At 51.1% G+C, this 15,797-nt stretch carries 16 protein-coding genes; 11 read left to right on the top strand and 5 right to left on the bottom strand.

What is annotated here, in order from left to right; genetic code table 11:
• The first annotated feature begins 103 nt into the window (after positions 1 to 103).
• Positions 104 to 2,740, top strand: a complete 2,637-nt coding sequence (locus tag C7434_RS16995; protein WP_133745712.1) for a TcfC E-set like domain-containing protein — start codon at positions 104 to 106, stop codon at positions 2,738 to 2,740.
• A 49-nt stretch (positions 2,741 to 2,789) separates the two neighbouring features.
• Here the strand turns inward: C7434_RS16995 and C7434_RS22230 are convergent, their stop codons facing one another.
• A complete protein-coding gene (locus C7434_RS22230; protein ID WP_226375812.1) occupies positions 2,790 to 2,990 on the bottom strand; it encodes a hypothetical protein in 201 nt (66 codons plus the stop codon).
• Between C7434_RS22230 and C7434_RS16990 the strand changes: the two genes are divergently transcribed.
• From C7434_RS16990 to C7434_RS16980, 3 genes are all read left to right on the top strand, one after another.
• Positions 2,971 to 3,834, top strand: coding sequence for a CfaE/CblD family pilus tip adhesin (locus C7434_RS16990; RefSeq protein ID WP_325992818.1), 864 nt, complete (start codon positions 2,971 to 2,973; stop codon positions 3,832 to 3,834). The two genes, C7434_RS22230 and C7434_RS16990, sit on opposite strands and share 20 nt — an antisense overlap.
• A 664-nt stretch (positions 3,835 to 4,498) precedes the next feature.
• Entirely contained in the window at positions 4,499 to 5,182 is a 684-nt protein-coding gene (locus C7434_RS16985; protein ID WP_133745710.1) for a hypothetical protein, read from the top strand.
• Between the two features lie 976 nt (positions 5,183 to 6,158).
• Complete coding sequence (locus C7434_RS16980; RefSeq protein WP_072021715.1) at positions 6,159 to 6,353, top strand: hypothetical protein; 195 nt, start codon at positions 6,159 to 6,161, stop codon at positions 6,351 to 6,353.
• An 80-nt stretch (positions 6,354 to 6,433) separates the two neighbouring features.
• Here C7434_RS16980 and C7434_RS16975 read toward each other — a convergent pair whose 3' ends face one another.
• The 4 genes from C7434_RS16975 to C7434_RS16960 form a co-directional block, all read right to left on the bottom strand.
• Positions 6,434 to 6,688, bottom strand: coding sequence for a biofilm/acid-resistance regulator YmgB/AriR (locus C7434_RS16975; RefSeq protein WP_033742340.1), 255 nt, complete (start codon positions 6,686 to 6,688; stop codon positions 6,434 to 6,436).
• A 142-nt stretch (positions 6,689 to 6,830) separates the two neighbouring features.
• Positions 6,831 to 7,118, bottom strand: a complete 288-nt coding sequence (locus tag C7434_RS16970) for a hypothetical protein (protein WP_033742341.1) — start codon at positions 7,116 to 7,118, stop codon at positions 6,831 to 6,833.
• A gap of 164 nt (positions 7,119 to 7,282) precedes the next feature.
• Entirely contained in the window at positions 7,283 to 7,528 is a 246-nt protein-coding gene (ycgZ, locus tag C7434_RS16965) for a regulatory protein YcgZ (protein WP_033742343.1), read from the bottom strand.
• A 227-nt stretch (positions 7,529 to 7,755) separates the two neighbouring features.
• Positions 7,756 to 8,046: a hypothetical protein gene (locus C7434_RS16960; protein ID WP_054687896.1), complete on the bottom strand. Its 291-nt coding sequence runs from the start codon at positions 8,044 to 8,046 to the stop codon at positions 7,756 to 7,758.
• Positions 8,047 to 8,401: 355 nt separating this feature from the next.
• Here C7434_RS16960 and C7434_RS16955 point away from each other — a divergent pair, with 355 nt between their 5' ends.
• The 7 genes from C7434_RS16955 to C7434_RS16925 all read left to right on the top strand — a co-directional run bounded on the left by C7434_RS16955 (position 8,402) and on the right by C7434_RS16925 (position 15,795).
• Entirely contained in the window at positions 8,402 to 9,274 is an 873-nt protein-coding gene (locus C7434_RS16955; protein ID WP_226374671.1) for a metal ABC transporter substrate-binding protein, read from the top strand.
• A complete protein-coding gene (locus C7434_RS16950; RefSeq protein ID WP_133745708.1) occupies positions 9,271 to 10,089 on the top strand; it encodes a manganese/iron ABC transporter ATP-binding protein in 819 nt (272 codons plus the stop codon). Before C7434_RS16955 ends, C7434_RS16950 begins: the two co-directional genes overlap by 4 nt.
• A complete protein-coding gene (gene sitC / locus C7434_RS16945) occupies positions 10,086 to 10,934 on the top strand; it encodes an iron/manganese ABC transporter permease subunit SitC (RefSeq protein WP_133745707.1) in 849 nt (282 codons plus the stop codon). The genes C7434_RS16950 and sitC overlap by 4 nt, the downstream gene beginning before the upstream one ends.
• Before the next feature lie 2 nt (positions 10,935 to 10,936).
• Entirely contained in the window at positions 10,937 to 11,758 is an 822-nt protein-coding gene (locus C7434_RS16940) for a metal ABC transporter permease (protein ID WP_058702585.1), read from the top strand.
• 223 nt (positions 11,759 to 11,981) lie between these two features.
• A complete protein-coding gene (locus C7434_RS16935) occupies positions 11,982 to 12,470 on the top strand; it encodes a (2Fe-2S)-binding protein (protein WP_033742349.1) in 489 nt (162 codons plus the stop codon).
• Positions 12,467 to 13,459 (top strand): xanthine dehydrogenase family protein subunit M, encoded by a 993-nt coding sequence (locus tag C7434_RS16930; protein ID WP_033742351.1) that lies wholly within the window; start codon positions 12,467 to 12,469, stop codon positions 13,457 to 13,459. Before C7434_RS16935 ends, C7434_RS16930 begins: the two co-directional genes overlap by 4 nt.
• Positions 13,456 to 15,795, top strand: a complete 2,340-nt coding sequence (locus tag C7434_RS16925) for a xanthine dehydrogenase family protein molybdopterin-binding subunit (protein ID WP_133745706.1) — start codon at positions 13,456 to 13,458, stop codon at positions 15,793 to 15,795. Before C7434_RS16930 ends, C7434_RS16925 begins: the two co-directional genes overlap by 4 nt.
• Positions 15,796 to 15,797: the final 2 nt, after the last annotated feature.

Here is a 15,797-nt window from a genome sequence, read left to right as displayed (position 1 = left end):
CCCCGTCAGGTATCTTCTGTGCGGGTGTTACGTGAACCGATTTCCCTCTTGGGCTATTTTCTTTCCTTTTGCAGTCATCATTCCTGTGATGTCTCAGGCCGCTATGCGTGTTCCGGCTGGGTTTGAAGAATTGATTCAGGGCCAGGAATTTCAGTCAGAGGTTCAGATATACGGTCAGTCTCTGGGAATGGCCCGTGTGCGGGTGGACCTTGAAAATATAACCTTTCTTGAGCCTGATAAATTATCGCAGGCCATCGCGAAACTTTACGGTAATCCCTCCGGACTTGATTCCCTGCTGACAAAAAATCTTCATCTGCCATTGAGCAGGAATGGCCAGCTGTCATGCAGTGCCCACCGGGGGCGTGTCGGCTGTGATTATCTCAAAACAGACAGCCTCAGTGTCATTTATGATGAAAACAATAATGTAGTCAGACTGTTTCTCAGCGATCTTTACACTCTTCACGTGCCTGAAGACAGTGGTTATTACAAGGCCACTCCGGCAGGCAGAAACGCCTTTATTCACCAGCAGGCTTTGAATCTGGCCACGACGGGTCAGTATCAGTCACTGACCTTAAGAGGTAACGGCACGCTCGGGCTTGGAGAAACCAGCTATGCCAGTGTGGACTGGAGCTGGCTGAGTCAGCGCTCTGGACATTCCGGCACCCAGGAGGCAGAAGCCTCTAATGCGTATTTCAGGCAAGATTTTCTGAAGCGCATCTATATCCAGGCCGGACTGATGAATTCTCAGGATATTTTTACGAATGCAGGGGGGAATATAGTCCTGAATCAGCTGCCGATAGAGCGTATTCGCGGCGTTCGCATGGGGTCGACTCTGGCGTGGGCAAATAAAAGTAAAATGTCAGCAGGCACGCCCGTAAACCTGTTTTTACCCCGGGATGCGCGAGTGGATGCCTACCGGGATAATCAGTTGCTCAATACGTTTTACCTCAAAGCCGGCATGCAGCTGCTCGATACCAGTATGTTACCGGCCGGCAGTTACACGCTGACCTTGCGTATTTATGAGAATAACCAGCTCGTGCGAACCGAATCACAACTCTACACCCGCCAGGAGATGGGGTGGGGGAATGGATTTCAGTGGTTCCTGCAGGCGGGCTCACCGGACAGTGAACGGTCCTCCATGACTACTGATGCTTCACATGAGCATTTTGTCATGCATGCCGGCGGCCGCCTCCCTCTGACAGACACGCTGGCGCTGACGGCCGGAACAGCTGTGCTCAGTGACTCTGAATATGCCGAAGCGGCAGCCGACTGGCTTCACGGATTTGACTCAGGAGTACTGGACGGGCAGCTAAGCACACGGGTCAGCTGGCTGCAGGGCAGCGATGGCTCTCGGGGGAATACCCAGCAGGTGAGTTACAACGATGGTTTCGCTCTCAGCTTTTACCGCACATCCCGGACAGCGGATGACTGTAATGTTCAGCGATCGCATATTTACGGCTTCACGGGCTGCTACAAAAATACCAACGTGATGCTGTCTGTTCCCGTAATGAGCTGGCAGGCCTCTGTGGGTTATACCCTTAGCGATAATCAGGGGCGTTATGTTTACCGTCAGGACCTGGATGAAAGCAGTGCTGAATATAATGCCGGTGCCCCCTGGGAGCAGATTTATCAGTCCAGTTCCCGTAGCGAGAGCTGGCAGCTGGGTCTGAATCGCAGCTTTGCTGTCAATAGCTTCAATATAAACATGCGGCTGAGCGCTTATGTCAGAAATGTCAGTTCCTACAGCAGCCCCGACAAAGGCGGGTACATCGGGGTGTCAATATTCCGCAGTACGAAACTTTCAGACGGCGCCCGACTAACAACCAGTGCGGGCATGAACTGGCAGTCTGAACGGTCGGGTGGGGCGCTTGGGTACAGTACCTCAATGACTCACTATGGCGAAGATAACGGAAATAACCGTGCAGGTGTGGCGTTGTCAGGCATCAATACGGATACGGTGAATGGCTCTGTCACCGGAAGTGCCGGCGGTCAGTACGGTGACGGGACGCTGACGATAAGTGATGCATGGGACCGTTCAGGAAGCCGCCGGCACACGTTTGGCAGCAGCGGAGCCTACAACTCCTCCCTGGTGGTGGACCGGTCAGGCGTGGCGTTGGGACGCTGGAGCAATGACGGCGCGGCCTCAGCCTTTGGTGTCTCCGTCGGGCGGAGTGATGGTGAGACCGGCTCCCGGGTCAGTATCTCCGGTCTTGGGGGGCGGACGGATATCACCAGCGGACGGCGGGCTGTGTTCACGACGCAGGGGTATCAGGAAAGCACGTTCAGAATCCACGAGTCGGGCGTCTCCTCTGACGGGGTGGCGGCTGAAATCACCCGGGGCGCAGGCACGACCACAGCCTTTATGGCTCCCGGCAAAATACTTAACAAAGAGGTTACCGTCAGTCCGCGCTATATCTGGCTTGGCCGGTTGCTTGATGGTTCACGTCAGCCTCTTGAGAACGTCATTCCTCTCAATGTGACGTCATGGACGACAGTCGGTGACGGCGGTTTTACCATGGAGACGGAGTCACGTATGGACCAGCTGTACGTCATGCGGGCAGACCAGTTCTGGGTGTGTGCACTCAGGGTGCAGAAAGTGCGCGAGGTCGTTCGCTATCTGGGGGCGACCACATGCCAGAACACCGATATGGCACGCCTGCCGTCAGCAGAGCGTCGTCAGGTTACCCTGATGACCGCCGGGTCAGAGCGTGCAGACAGCCCGGTAGCGATGACAGATTAATACGTTTATACCAATAATTCAGACCGTGAGAGACCATGAAAACAAACATCTATTGCTGGCTGACCGCCCTGTGCTGGCTGGTATCGCTGCCTGTCCTGGCCGACCTGCCGACAAGTAGCACGACGACCGTGACGGAGACGATAGACACCAGTTCGCTGCCCGCTCCGCTGTACATCTGGAATAACGTTACCGTTGGCAGTATTAGTGGAACATCCTCCTTCAGGGTAGGCATGGTCTGTAAAAGTAGCACGGACTCCACAAATGGGGCCTGTGATACTGCTCTTTCCTGGAAGCCTGAAGCCCCGGGAAGAATTACGCTGACCTTCACTCAGGACCGCACCGGGCAGACAAAGCCTCTGACTGTGCTAGGAAGGCGCTCTTATAATGGCCCCAGTGACTGGGCACCCTGGAGCAGTATAAATATGGATACACCAACTGCTCCTGTCTTTACTTATTCTATCGCGCAGAGTGAGTTAAGCAGTCTGACTGACGGAGTCTGGCGTGCCACACTGGTGATGGATTACTACAGCTGGGAATATACGTATGTGGCTACCTGGACTGCCGACATCACCCTGACTGTCACCACTGCCAGTGCCCAGCAGGTGTATTTTCCTGCCTTTACGTCCTCGGATGCAACAGTCGACCTGGGCGTTTCCGGTTTCTGGCCAACCACAAGCGGTTCGGCCTCGCTGGATATGTGCCTGTATGACGGTGCAAATGCGGCGGGAAAAAAGATAATCCTGTCACTGAGCGATGCAGGGGGGAGTCCCTCTGACCGGACATCGGGTCTTTTCTCTGTTTACCGGATCGGAGGGAGTGAGACTAATCCGGCTGACCGCGTTGACTTCGCCATCAGCGTAAGGAATCCGGTTACCAGCGCTGCGCAGACGGTGAAGAATGGGGAAGCCATCACCTGGGTAGCACCCGATAGAGGGTTCACCGGCCGCCTGGTCACCCTGCCGGGTTACACAACCTCCACGTATTGCGTTCCGGCACCGCTGACATTTACCACCCCGACTTTTAAGCCATCAGCTAAAAACAGCGGCGAGTATACCGGGACGGTAACGGTCACCTATACCCCCAGCACCAGTTGAGAAGTCGCGCTTACTATGACCGCAGGAATTTTTTACGTTTCCGACGGGCGCTCAAAGGAGATGATATACAGGTTACCTGGTGGAAAATATTGAGAAGGTGCATTTGCCTTTACTTAAAATATGACGGGTGATGCTGCCCAGGTAGTATCAGGTCGTGCTGCTATTTAAAATGATGCTAATGCGACATTCTTCCATTCTGCAACAGCCAGTTCTGCTGTTATTTAAAGCATGAGGATGCAGACTGGTAAGGTAGGTAATTTTCAATAAAAGCACCAGAGCTAGCAGCGTGTGACGTTAATAAAAATAATTCACCAATTGGTAATATTGTGTCAGGTACTACATCAAAAAATCCGAGCTTCGCTTTAACCCTCTCTGATACTGCCGCTCTGAATTATCATTCATTCCATAATCGAATATTCAGACAGATTGCAAGCCTGACTCTGGTGTAGGCTCGAACAGGTCAGGAAAGGTGTTGAATTGATTATATCAGGTGATCGATAAAGTGATGCTGCTGGCGTCCCGGATATGAGTAGTGATATTCATAACTTAAATCGTGTTGATTACTGAATATTAAGTTATTCGTGTGGGTCAAATCTCTCATTTTCGGTTGGTTTAATACTTAATGGGGTTTCTTTTATACTCCTTTTCGTACAGGTGAGTGGACATGAATGAAGTTGTAAAAATACAGAGCTCACATCCCTCTGGAAGAAGACTCTGCATAATAGATGACTGTAACTTCTTTTCGTTGGCAGTTAAACAATTGTCAGGCGCGAAATATGACGATATAGCGCATATCCGTTTGCCTGTCGCCGGTAAGTGCGGTTTATTTCCTGAAATGCATTATGATGCTGTCATAATAAATCTTCACTACAGTATCAGCATACAATTCAGTATCCTTCGTTCACTTGTTCGGAGCTGTGTCAGAGGAAAGTTTAAGGGACCGGTTATCATACTTACTGATATGTCTGCTAACTGTATTCAGGTGCTCCTGCGTTTAGCCGGCCTGCCTTATGTCTCAGGTGATAATTTTTACGCAATACCCTCCAGACTTTCACCTCAGCAGATGAAATGCGCATTACAGGACATCATCACGGGTTCCACTGAGTTAAAACCCGTAACTGCACAAGCATTCAATCTCACCCCTCTGCGTCGGGCTTCTCTCATGGCAATGATTGAAGGCGTTCCGGAAAAGCAGCAGGCGCGCAATCAGAACTGTCAGATTAAATCCGTCTACAACCTTCGCCATGTTGTTATCCAGAACCTGGCAGGCGTATCCCAGCATGCGTTCCTCTGTGGGGCCTTTACGCATCGTTTTTCTCATTACCAGGAAAATATGGCTGCATGCTGAAAGTTAACAAGAAACAAAAAGGTAAAGTCATCCAGCCGCCGGGTATGAGGGATGCATCCCGGGTTTTACCCGCGGAGGTGTGCTGGCAGTAGCCTGGTGGGCCAGGTTTTCAGGGCGACCCGTATCCGTCACAGAAAACTCCTGCGCATTCAGGATAAGTACTCAAAGGGCAGGCGATGCGGTAAGTTACATGCTTACTGGTTGTAAAAAACAATGTGATAGCCGAAGGTTTTATTCAGGGTGCACCGGGTGGTGGAGGTACGCGTTTCATTCAGATTCATGACGATGACATCAGGTTTTCAGCCTCGGGACAGTGTTTTCTCACTGCATGGCTGGGTCGATACACGTGCCAGACTTAAGGAAGATCATGCGTTTTTGTCAGCGCTGGGCCGTTTTTTCCTGCTCGGGGGCAAAAAGACAGAGAATGAATTTTCCGGTTTCTGAAATTTTTCTGAGTGGCTACCTGACAGCTTCCAGCGTTGTTTTTCTGTGTTTGCCATATCAGGTAAAACAACTGATATTCGCTCTATGATTGGCCGATTTATTTCATCGGGTAGTCGGCGTCTGCCAGGTAAATATCATCGCCAGTCGTTAGTAATCGCAACAGGCGGCAATCGCTTGACGCAGACTAAAAAAGAGTTGAAGTCGTATTTTATCGGGTGGCGTTATCTGAAAAGCCGCTCTGATTTTTATGATACATCCGCAATATCGGTCAACATATAAAGTAAGGATTGTTAAATTTTCTTCACGTTTTGCTCTTTCAGGAAATATAAATTTACTTTTTATCGTATTTCGTCAATTTATCCTGTACCAGGAATCTCGCTATTTACGCACGCTTAGTAATAAATAATTCAGAATAAAATCAAGAGCATAACTTAATGTCACCGCTCCGCTTACGATAAATTTCCATTATCTTCTTTGTTTTTAAGATGATAAAGATGTTAGTCTGTATATACATACACCAGTTGGAGGTTATGTGAATAACCATGAAGACAACGATATTCGTGCGTTGATTGGAGAGGTGGTGAGTGAGCTTTTGAAGATGGGGGAGCCCGTTCAGTTTCATCAGATCACGGATGCACTGTTTCGAATGGGCGAGGATAGCCGGGACAAAAGAGTCAAACATCTGTGCAAGCGCGCCATTCATTTTTTTATGCGTAAAATGCATTAGCCTTATCCTGCAATACAAAGGTGTTGCAGGATAAAGAGGGCAGCCAGGAAATATCGTTGTTTTATTTCCTGGTGATAATATCAAATGCCCGCGTCGTCCGGGGTACGGCCTACTACGATTTCCAGCGTATTGCGTAACAGTTCAATCTGAGATGCATCGTCAGTGCACTCCAGTTCAGCAATTAAGTACAGAATAATGGCTTTATTCGTCACCCGCTTCTTATCGCTGACAATGTTTCTGATCACCCGACCAAGCAATTCAGTTTCTTTGGCGAGGTGATCGCCCTCACTGCGGAAAAATTCGATGATGGCTAAATCTGATGTGCTCTGTTGCATAGTCTCAATTCTCTAAGAAAATTGTCAGTTGAATAGCAGGAAGTCAGCCGACAGTATTATTATTTATCAGGGTTAATCAGGTAACTTACCTGTCTGCAATCACACCGCATCATCGCCTGATGACCAGCCACAAACATTAAGCTCAGTGCTTTTTAGAACCTTCAGGCGGACCATCATTGTTTAAACGGTGCTTATCACGTTCGGAAAGATCCACTCTTCGACGACTGTTTGCAGAAGCCATTCCTTTTTGCACTTCAACGATGGCAACTTTAATCGCACGCAGTCGTGTTGCATCTTCCGTTTCGCCCGCCATCACCTCAAGCTGGGCAATTAATGCATTGCTGGAAATCGGACTTTCGGACTTGAGTAAGGTCAGCACGGCCTCACCTATCATCACATCCGTTATTTTTTCTTCTTCACTTCTGTACATACTGGCTTCTCTGATTACGAATGTGTGGCCATAGTCCGGTCACGATGACGGGGACAGCTAACCTTCCCGCGTCAGCTGTGGACAGTACACTCCCTGTGACTAAACGCAGTACTGTCCGATCAGAATTTACTTTAAAAACGAATTAACGATTAATGCAAAATTTATCAGCCTTCACGGCTAAACAGCAAACCAATCAGGGCCTGATAATGCTGCTGTTGTTCTGATGAAGCGCACCCATCAAGACGATGGAGAAGTTTACTGCAGATAGCTTTACGAGAGAGCGTTTGACCAGCGCGCAGGAGTTCCACAACAATTTCGCCCAATGTTTCCTGCTGAGAGGGCTGGCTGGCCTGGTTAAAATAACGGGCAATGTCGCTGGTATTATCCGGTGCATGTCCGTTCTGACGCATGCTCATATCCTCAAGTGGTTAAAATATACTTCGCCGCTAAGCGAAAGTTATACATGTTTTAAAAACTTGTACAGAATTTTGATGATCTTGAAGGAATATTTTTGTGCAAAAAGTGCTAATTGAGGTAAAACAGAGGGTTATAGAGGTTGGCGTTTAAACTTTTTTAACAATTATGGCGTGCGGTTAAGCTTGTTTCCCACCAACAGGGATGAAAAACAAGCTTATTACTATTTAAAGAAAATATCATCATAGTCATTGTCAGAAGACGCTGAAAAAGGGTGCTTGCGTGCAGACCAGCCTGTGCCGGCAGACGACCGTGCACCGATTTTTCTGAATCCCATGAGCCACTTTGTCGCATCGGCCAGTTGCAGAAGTCGTTTTTCATCAACTTCAGATTCTTTCATTACCCTGAGCTCATCCACCAGGGACTCAACACTTACGTCCTGATTAATTGCTATCAGGTTCAGAGCGGCCTCGCCAATGATAGTGTTAGTCAGATACTGTTGTGAAAGTAGCAAAATAACCTCCTTTGGCATGTGTTCCACATTCGTAATTTTAGCAAAGAATACGATCCGCCTTACCGTACAGCGCTGTTTGTACGCTTACACGAACTCACTGCACCTGTTTAGACAGAAAATCTGCATTAGCTGGAGAGGGGTGGATCTATTTTTTACTCTTTAAAATAATGAATTACATACCTCCTGTCAGAAAAAATGAAACTTCCATTCATTTCATTAAAAAACTTCACAAAGTGTTTCTGTCCCTGATTTATAGCTTGTGCTATACAAGTTAGCACAAGCTATATTTGCGCATTAAGCTGAGGACAGTACGATGAACAGGTTTAAAAGGTATTGGATAACCGCGCTGAGTGTCATGCTCGGTGTTGCAATGACAACAAATAGCCATGCCGCTGAAAAATTTAAAGTTGTAACGACATTTACCGTCATTGCCGATATGGCAAAAAATGTGGCGGGGGAGGCGGCTGAAGTAACATCCATCACTAAGCCCGGAGCCGAAATTCATGATTATCAGCCGACGCCCGGAGACATAAAGCGGGCTCAGGGGGCGCAACTGGTGATGGCTAACGGCCTGAATCTTGAGCTATGGTTCCAGCGCTTTTATCAGCACCTGAAAGGCGTACCTGACGTTGTCGTTTCTGCCGGAATCGAGCCCATGGGGATAGGGGAGGGGCCTTACAATGGCAAACCCAATCCTCATGCGTGGATGTCGCCCGATAATGCACTTATCTATGTCGACAATATTCGTGACGCGCTGAGTAAATATGATCCGACCAATGCCCAGATCTATGCACAGAACGCCGCTGCCTATAAGCAGAAAATCATCGCATCGCTTGAGCCTTTCCGAAAACAAATCGCCGACATCCCTGAGAACAAACGCTGGCTCGTGACCAGCGAGGGGGCATTTTCCTACCTTGCGCGCGATTTGGGGCTTAAGGAACGTTATCTCTGGCCTGTCAATGCCGATCAGCAGGGGACGCCTCAACAGGTACGCCAGGTTATTGACCAGATGAAGAAACATGCCATTCCCGTTATTTTCAGTGAAAGCACCGTATCGGATAAACCGGCTCGTCAGGTAGCACGTGAAACACAGGCGCACTATGGCGGCGTTCTGTATGTCGATTCTCTCAGTACCGCCAGTGGACCCGTACCAACGTATCTGGACTTACTTAAGGTCACCACTCATACATTGGTGAAAGGCATTAATGATGGGATGAAAAAACAATGACGCCGACAATTGATGTTTCTGACCTCTCGGTAATCTACCGCAATGGCCATATTGCCCTCGACAAGGCCAGTTTTTGCGTGCCAGCCGGTTCCATTGCCGCATTGCTTGGCGTCAATGGCTCGGGAAAATCAACGCTTTTTAAAGCGCTGATGGGGTTTGTTCCTGTCCGTGCAGGTACGGTCAGTATCCTCGGTATGACAACGCGACAGGCCTTACGCCGTAGTCTGGTGGCTTATGTGCCGCAGGCAGAAGAGGTCGACTGGTCTTTTCCTGTCCGGGTTGAGGATGTTGTCATGATGGGGCGTTATGGTCACATGGGTCTGATGCGCAGGCCCAGACAACAGGATCGTGACAAAGTCATGGCTGCGCTCGGACGGGTAGATATGCTCGAATACCGGGAGCGGCAAATCGGCGAGCTCTCAGGCGGTCAGAAAAAACGTGTCTTTCTCGCCCGGGCCATTGCTCAGCAGGGAGAGGTAATTTTACTGGACGAACCTTTTACAGGCGTCGATGTAAAAACCGAAGCCAAAATCATTAGTCTGTTGCGTGAACTGCGCGATGAAGGGAAAACCCTGCTGGTCTCAACGCACAACCTCAGTTCGGTGGTGGCGTTTTGTGACTACACCGTGATGGTCAAAGGTACCGTTCTGGCCAGCGGGCCGACGCGCACCACCTTTACACAGGCAAATCTCGAACGGGCATTTAGCGGTGTACTTCGCCATGTGATGGTTGAGGGTGAACTACGTGAGGTCATGGATGATAAGCCTCTTTTACCCGCATCGCCTGACAGGCGTTCAGTACGAGGTCAGCCATGACGTTATTATTTGAACCCTTCAGTTATCAATATATGTTGAACGCCATGTGGATTGCCGCAATGGTGGGTGGATTGTGTGCCTTTCTTTCATGCTACCTGATGCTAAAAGGCTGGTCGCTTATCGGCGATGCGCTGTCGCACGCTATCGTGCCGGGCGTGGCAGGCGCGTACATGCTGGGGCTTCCGTTTGCCTTTGGTGCATTCCTGTCGGGGGGATTAGCGGCGGGGAGCATGCTAGTCCTGAATCAGCGTACACGTTTAAAAGAAGATGCCATCATTGGTCTGGTATTTTCTTCGTTTTTTGGGTTAGGGCTGTTTATGGTTTCACTGAATCCCCTGTCGGTGAATATTCAAACCATCATACTGGGCAATATTCTGGCTATCGCCCCCGCGGATATTGTTCAGTTGGCTGTTATCGGGATCACGTCTGCCACGATTTTATTTTTCAAATGGAAAGATTTAATGGTGGCTTTCTTCGATGAGAACCATGCTCGCGCCGTGGGGTTACAGCCGGGACGGCTCAAAATACTGTTTTTCACCTTACTTGCAGTTTCAACCGTAGCGGCATTACAAACGGTTGGGGCTTTTTTAGTCATCAGTCTGGTGGTAACACCGGGCGCAACCGCATGGCTGCTGACCGATCGCTTTCCACGTTTACTGGCTATTGCTGTCGCCATCGGCAGCCTGACCAGCTTTGCGGGTGCCTGGGCAAGTTATTATCTCGATGGTGCGACAGGAGGAATCATTGTGGTGGCCCAGACGTTTCTGTTTCTGCTGACTTTTGTGTTTGCACCTAAGCACGGTTTACTCGCGAACCATCGGCGTCGCCGGATGCAGGAGATATGATGATGTGGCTGGAACCTTTTCAGTTTGGTTTTATGAACCACGCCCTGTTAATTGCCTGTATCGTTGCTATTCCCTGTGCGCTGTTGTCTGTCTTTCTGGTTCTGAAAGGGTGGGCGCTAATGGGGGATGCCATGAGCCATGCCGTGTTTCCCGGTGTTGTGCTGGCATGGATGCTGTCATTACCGCTTGCCACAGGCGCTTTCAGCGCGGGTTTTTTCTGCGCGATTGCCAGCGGCTATCTTAAAGATAACAGCAGAATCAAACAGGATACGGTACTGGGGATTGTTTTTTCGGGCATGTTTGCCACCGGCCTGATTATGTTTGTTGCGTTAAAACCCGCGATTCATCTCGACCATATTCTCTTTGGCGATATGCTGGGAATCAGCCGTGATGACATTATTCAGACAGGGGCGATGGCTGCGACAGTGGTAATACTTGTTATCCTGAAATGGCGTGACCTGATGGTATTCAGTTTCGATGTCCAGCAGGCGCGGGCTTGTGGCCTGGCGGTGCGCTGGCTGCATTATGGCTTGTTAGCCATGGTTTCTCTGACGATTGTGGCGACGTTAAAAGCGGTGGGCATCATTCTTTCCATTTCTTTGTTGATTGCGCCCGGCGCGATTGCTGTCTTACTGACACGTCGTTTTTCACATGCGTTGATTCTGGCCGCTCTCATTTCCGTAATGGTATCGCTCAGCGGTGTATATTTGTCATTTTTTATCGACAGTGCCCCAGCACCGACCATCGTTGTCTTATTCGCTTTCGTTTTTATGATCAGTTTGTTGATCACGCACGTTAAAGGCCCACGTTTACCTGCCCATTAATCTTCGCTGTTTCGCTGACCGTCACCCTTGTCTGGACGGTCAGCGTCAAGCACAGCAGACATTCTTCTTGTTTTTAGCTCCGACCCGAAAAATAAGTGCTAAACCTAATGACGGACATACGCATGTAAACATCAGGGTTATCCGCGCTTCACGTTTTTAATTTCGCCCGTTAGCGATAAGCCTCACATCACGTAACCGGCCCTGCAACCATGGGAAACAGATAATGTCAGAAAAAATACCACTCACGATGCAGGTCAATGGTGAGACCCGGCAGTTAACGGTCGATCCTCGCGTCACATTATTAGATGCACTGCGCGATCATCTTGATCTGACCGGCACTAAAAAAGGATGCGATCAGGGCCAGTGCGGCGCCTGTACAGTGCTGGTGAACGGTCAGCGTGTCCTGAGTTGCCTGACGCTGGCTGTTCAGACGCAAGAAAAAGCCGTCACCACGATTGAAGGTCTGGAACAGGCATCGGGTGAGCTGCACCCGGTACAGCGCTGTTTTATTGAACATGACGGTTTTCAGTGCGGCTACTGCACGCCCGGGCAGATTATGTCTGCGGTCGCCTGTATTAAAGAAGGTCATACAGGCTCAGACGACGAGATTCGTGAATACATGAGCGGTAATCTCTGCCGCTGTGGCGCGTATCCTTTTATCATTGATGCGATAAAGCAGGCTGCAGCTGAAATGGCGGAGGACGTACGATGAACGAATTTCGCTGGCAGGTTGCCCGGTCAGTAACGGATGCAGCAGGCGCTAAACAGCACGCTGACAATCAGCTTATCGCGGGCGGAACGACGCAACTTGATTTGATGAAATGTGGCGTACTGACTCCCTCACTTCTCACCGATATTGCCGGCTTGTCGGATCTGTCAACGATCGAATTCGGCGACGATAAAATCACCATTGGGGCGCTGGTCACCATGAGTGAACTGGCCAGTCATCCTGATTGTGAGGCCCTGGCCCCCGCGCTGTATGGCAGTCTGTGGCAGGCGGCGTCGCCTCAAATCCGCAATATGGCAACCATCGGCGGCAATCTCTGCCAGCGTACCCGTTGCGCCTATTACCGCGATCCGGCCACCTTTTCCGCCTGCAATAAACGCACGCCGGGTTCCGGATGTGCAGCGCTGCACGGCATCAATGCGAGTCACGCTATTCTGGGCGGCAGTGAACAATGTGTGGCGGTCTATCCTGGTGATCTGGCCGTCGCGCTGACGGCCTTTGACGCGACGATCATTGTCCAAAACAGCCATCAGGATACGCGGCGCATTCCGGTTGACGACTTTTTTCTGTTGCCCGGCGAGACGCCGCAGCATGAGCACGCCTTACAACCCGATGAAATTATCGTCGCCATCGAAATTCCCCGTTCCTTAGCATTAAAACAGTCCCATTACCTGAAAGTACGCGATCGGACTTCTTACGAATTCGCCAGCGCGAGTGCGGCCGTGGGATTAACGCTTGCGCAGGGACGGATAGAGACCGTTCATATCGCGTTAGGTGGTGTCGCAACCAAGCCCTGGCGTGCCCGTCATGTGGAGCATGCGTTAACCGGACAACGGTTTGAGGAACAAAGCCTGTATAAGGCCGCAGAGTTAATCACTCAGGAAACGCGCGCGCTGGCGCACAACGCTTACAAAATAACGTTAACGCCGCGCGTGATTGCCCGCGCGCTGCTGGCTGCGGGAGAACTGGCATGACAAAAGACAATAATGATCCGACGCTGACCGATAATGCCGTGCTGTCCGCGGATGAGCAAAGCGTCAATCCTCACCGTCGCGCCTCTGCCAGCCCTTCCGGTCTTGGCACACCGCGAACCCGCGGTGAGGGCAAGGTCAAAGTCACGGGAAAAGCGCGTTATGCTGTAGAGCATAAGCCCGACCGCGTGCTGCATGGCGTCGTCCTGCAATCGACAATTGCCAGTGGCCGCATCTCACATATCGATACGGCCAAAGCGGAACGTGCGACAGGTGTGATTGCCGTTTATACGCATCTTAATTCACTCAGAATCAATAAGCCGACGGCTATCGCTGATGGCGGTGCGGCGCAGACAACCTATACGCCCATTCAGGACGATGTGATTATTCACAATGGTCAGAACATTGGCCTGGTCGTAGCAGAGACATTTGAACAGGCAACTTATGCCGCTTCCCTGGTCGATATCCACTATGAGACGACGCCTGCCCTGATCTCGGCGACGGATGAAGGGGTGGAGCCTAAGCCGACTACAAAGCAGGACATCGATTTAGGTGAGGCTCAGGCCGCCATGGAACGTGCGGACGTGCGGATTAATCAGCGTTATACCACGCCACGCGAATATAACATGCCGATGGAGCCCCATGCCTGTATTGCACACTGGGAGCAGGGCCGCATAACCGTCTGGGAACCCAGCCAGTGGGTGGCAGGGGCGCAGGTTGAAATCGCCGAATGGATGGGGATCTCGCCAAAAGATGTTCACGTCATCTCGCCCTATGTGGGTGGAGGTTTTGGCTCTAAGCCGGTGCCTTATACGCACGTAGCGCTGGCCTGCGTGGCCTCGCGCGCGCTTAATCGTCCGGTTCGGGTGTCACTGACGCGGCCACAAACCTTCACGGGTTTAGGGGGACGTCCTGCCACGTCACAGCAACTGGAAATGGGAGCGACACGCGACGGGAAAATTCAGTCGGTGATTTTGCGCAGCTTCAGTGAAACGTCACTAATTGATGTCTTCGCTGAAAACTGCAGTAAGGTGACGGGGCGCATGTACGCTATTGAAAATCTCTCGGCGCAGCACCAGGTCAGGCCCATCAATACCGTCACGCCAGGCTGGATGCGCGCACCGGGTGAGAATCCCAGCGCATTCGGGCTTGAGGTGGCGATGGATGAAATGGCTTATGCGCTAAATCTCGATCCGCTGGCCTTTCGCTTACGCAACTGGGCAGATCACGATTATCAGTTGGGGTTGCCCTGGAGTTCACGTCGTCTGAAAGAAGCCTATGAAAAAGGGGCGGAAGCCTTCGGTTGGGATAAACGCATTATGGCGCCTCGTTCGATGCGCGCAGGGCGTGAATTAATTGGCTGGGGCATGGCATCGGGCACGTATCCGGTTAATACCATGCCGGCTGAGGCAAAAATCCTGCTTTCCTCTCAGGGGAAGATCGTTGTGCAGTGCGCGGGCGCGGACATCGGCACCGGGACGTACACGATTCTGGCGCAAACCGCCGCTGATATCTTAGGGGTGGATTCACATTGCATTGAAGTTGAACTGGGCGATACGCAACTGCCACGAGCCGGCGTCGCGGGGGGCTCTCAGCTGGCAGGAAACCTGACGGCTGCGGTTGATGACACCGCCAAAAAAATGCGCGCGCGCTTAGTCACGCTCGCAAGCGAATTAACGGGCTCGCCTCTGAAAGGCATCCCTCCGCATGAACTCAGCCTGGCGAACGGGGCGATTTGTGTTACCGCTAACCCTTCTCAGACTGTTTCTTTTGGTGCACTGGTCAGCCTGACGAATGCATCCGTGCTGTGCGTCGAAGGCGGCACGTTCTCAGCGGATATGTCTGCCGAGGAACGGGACAGTGTGACCGGTAGCTTGGGTGAAATGAGCCGCCCGGAAGACGTCTCCGCACACAGCTGGAGTGCACAGTTTGTCGAAGTGAGAGTGGACGAGGACTTTGGCACCATCCGGATCAAACGTATGGTCGCGGCGTTTGACAGCGGCCGGCTTTATAACCCCAAACTGGCCCGCAGTCAGTGGGTTGGCGGCATGATTATGGGCGTGGGACAGGCCTTGCTTGAGGAAGGCATTATCGATCCGCGCAACGGCAGAGTGCTGAACAACAATCTTGCCGATTATCTGATTCCCGTGAACGCGGATATCCCGGCGATTACCACGATTGATGTTGGCCTGCCGGATTATAAAGCGACCCGGATGGGCGGCAAAACGGTTGGTGAACTGGGCATCGTGGGCGTGGCGGCCGCGATCAGTAACGCGGTTTACCATGCTACGGGCAAGCGGGTCCGCGATCTGCCCATCACGCTGGATAAGATTCTGTAAGC

The organism is Pantoea sp. PNA 14-12 (assembly GCF_004364735.1).
GTDB classification, from domain to species: domain Bacteria; phylum Pseudomonadota; class Gammaproteobacteria; order Enterobacterales; family Enterobacteriaceae; genus Pantoea; species Pantoea stewartii.
The sequence above is the reverse complement of the archived record's forward strand: the minus strand, read 5'-3'. Positions and strand labels throughout refer to the sequence as shown.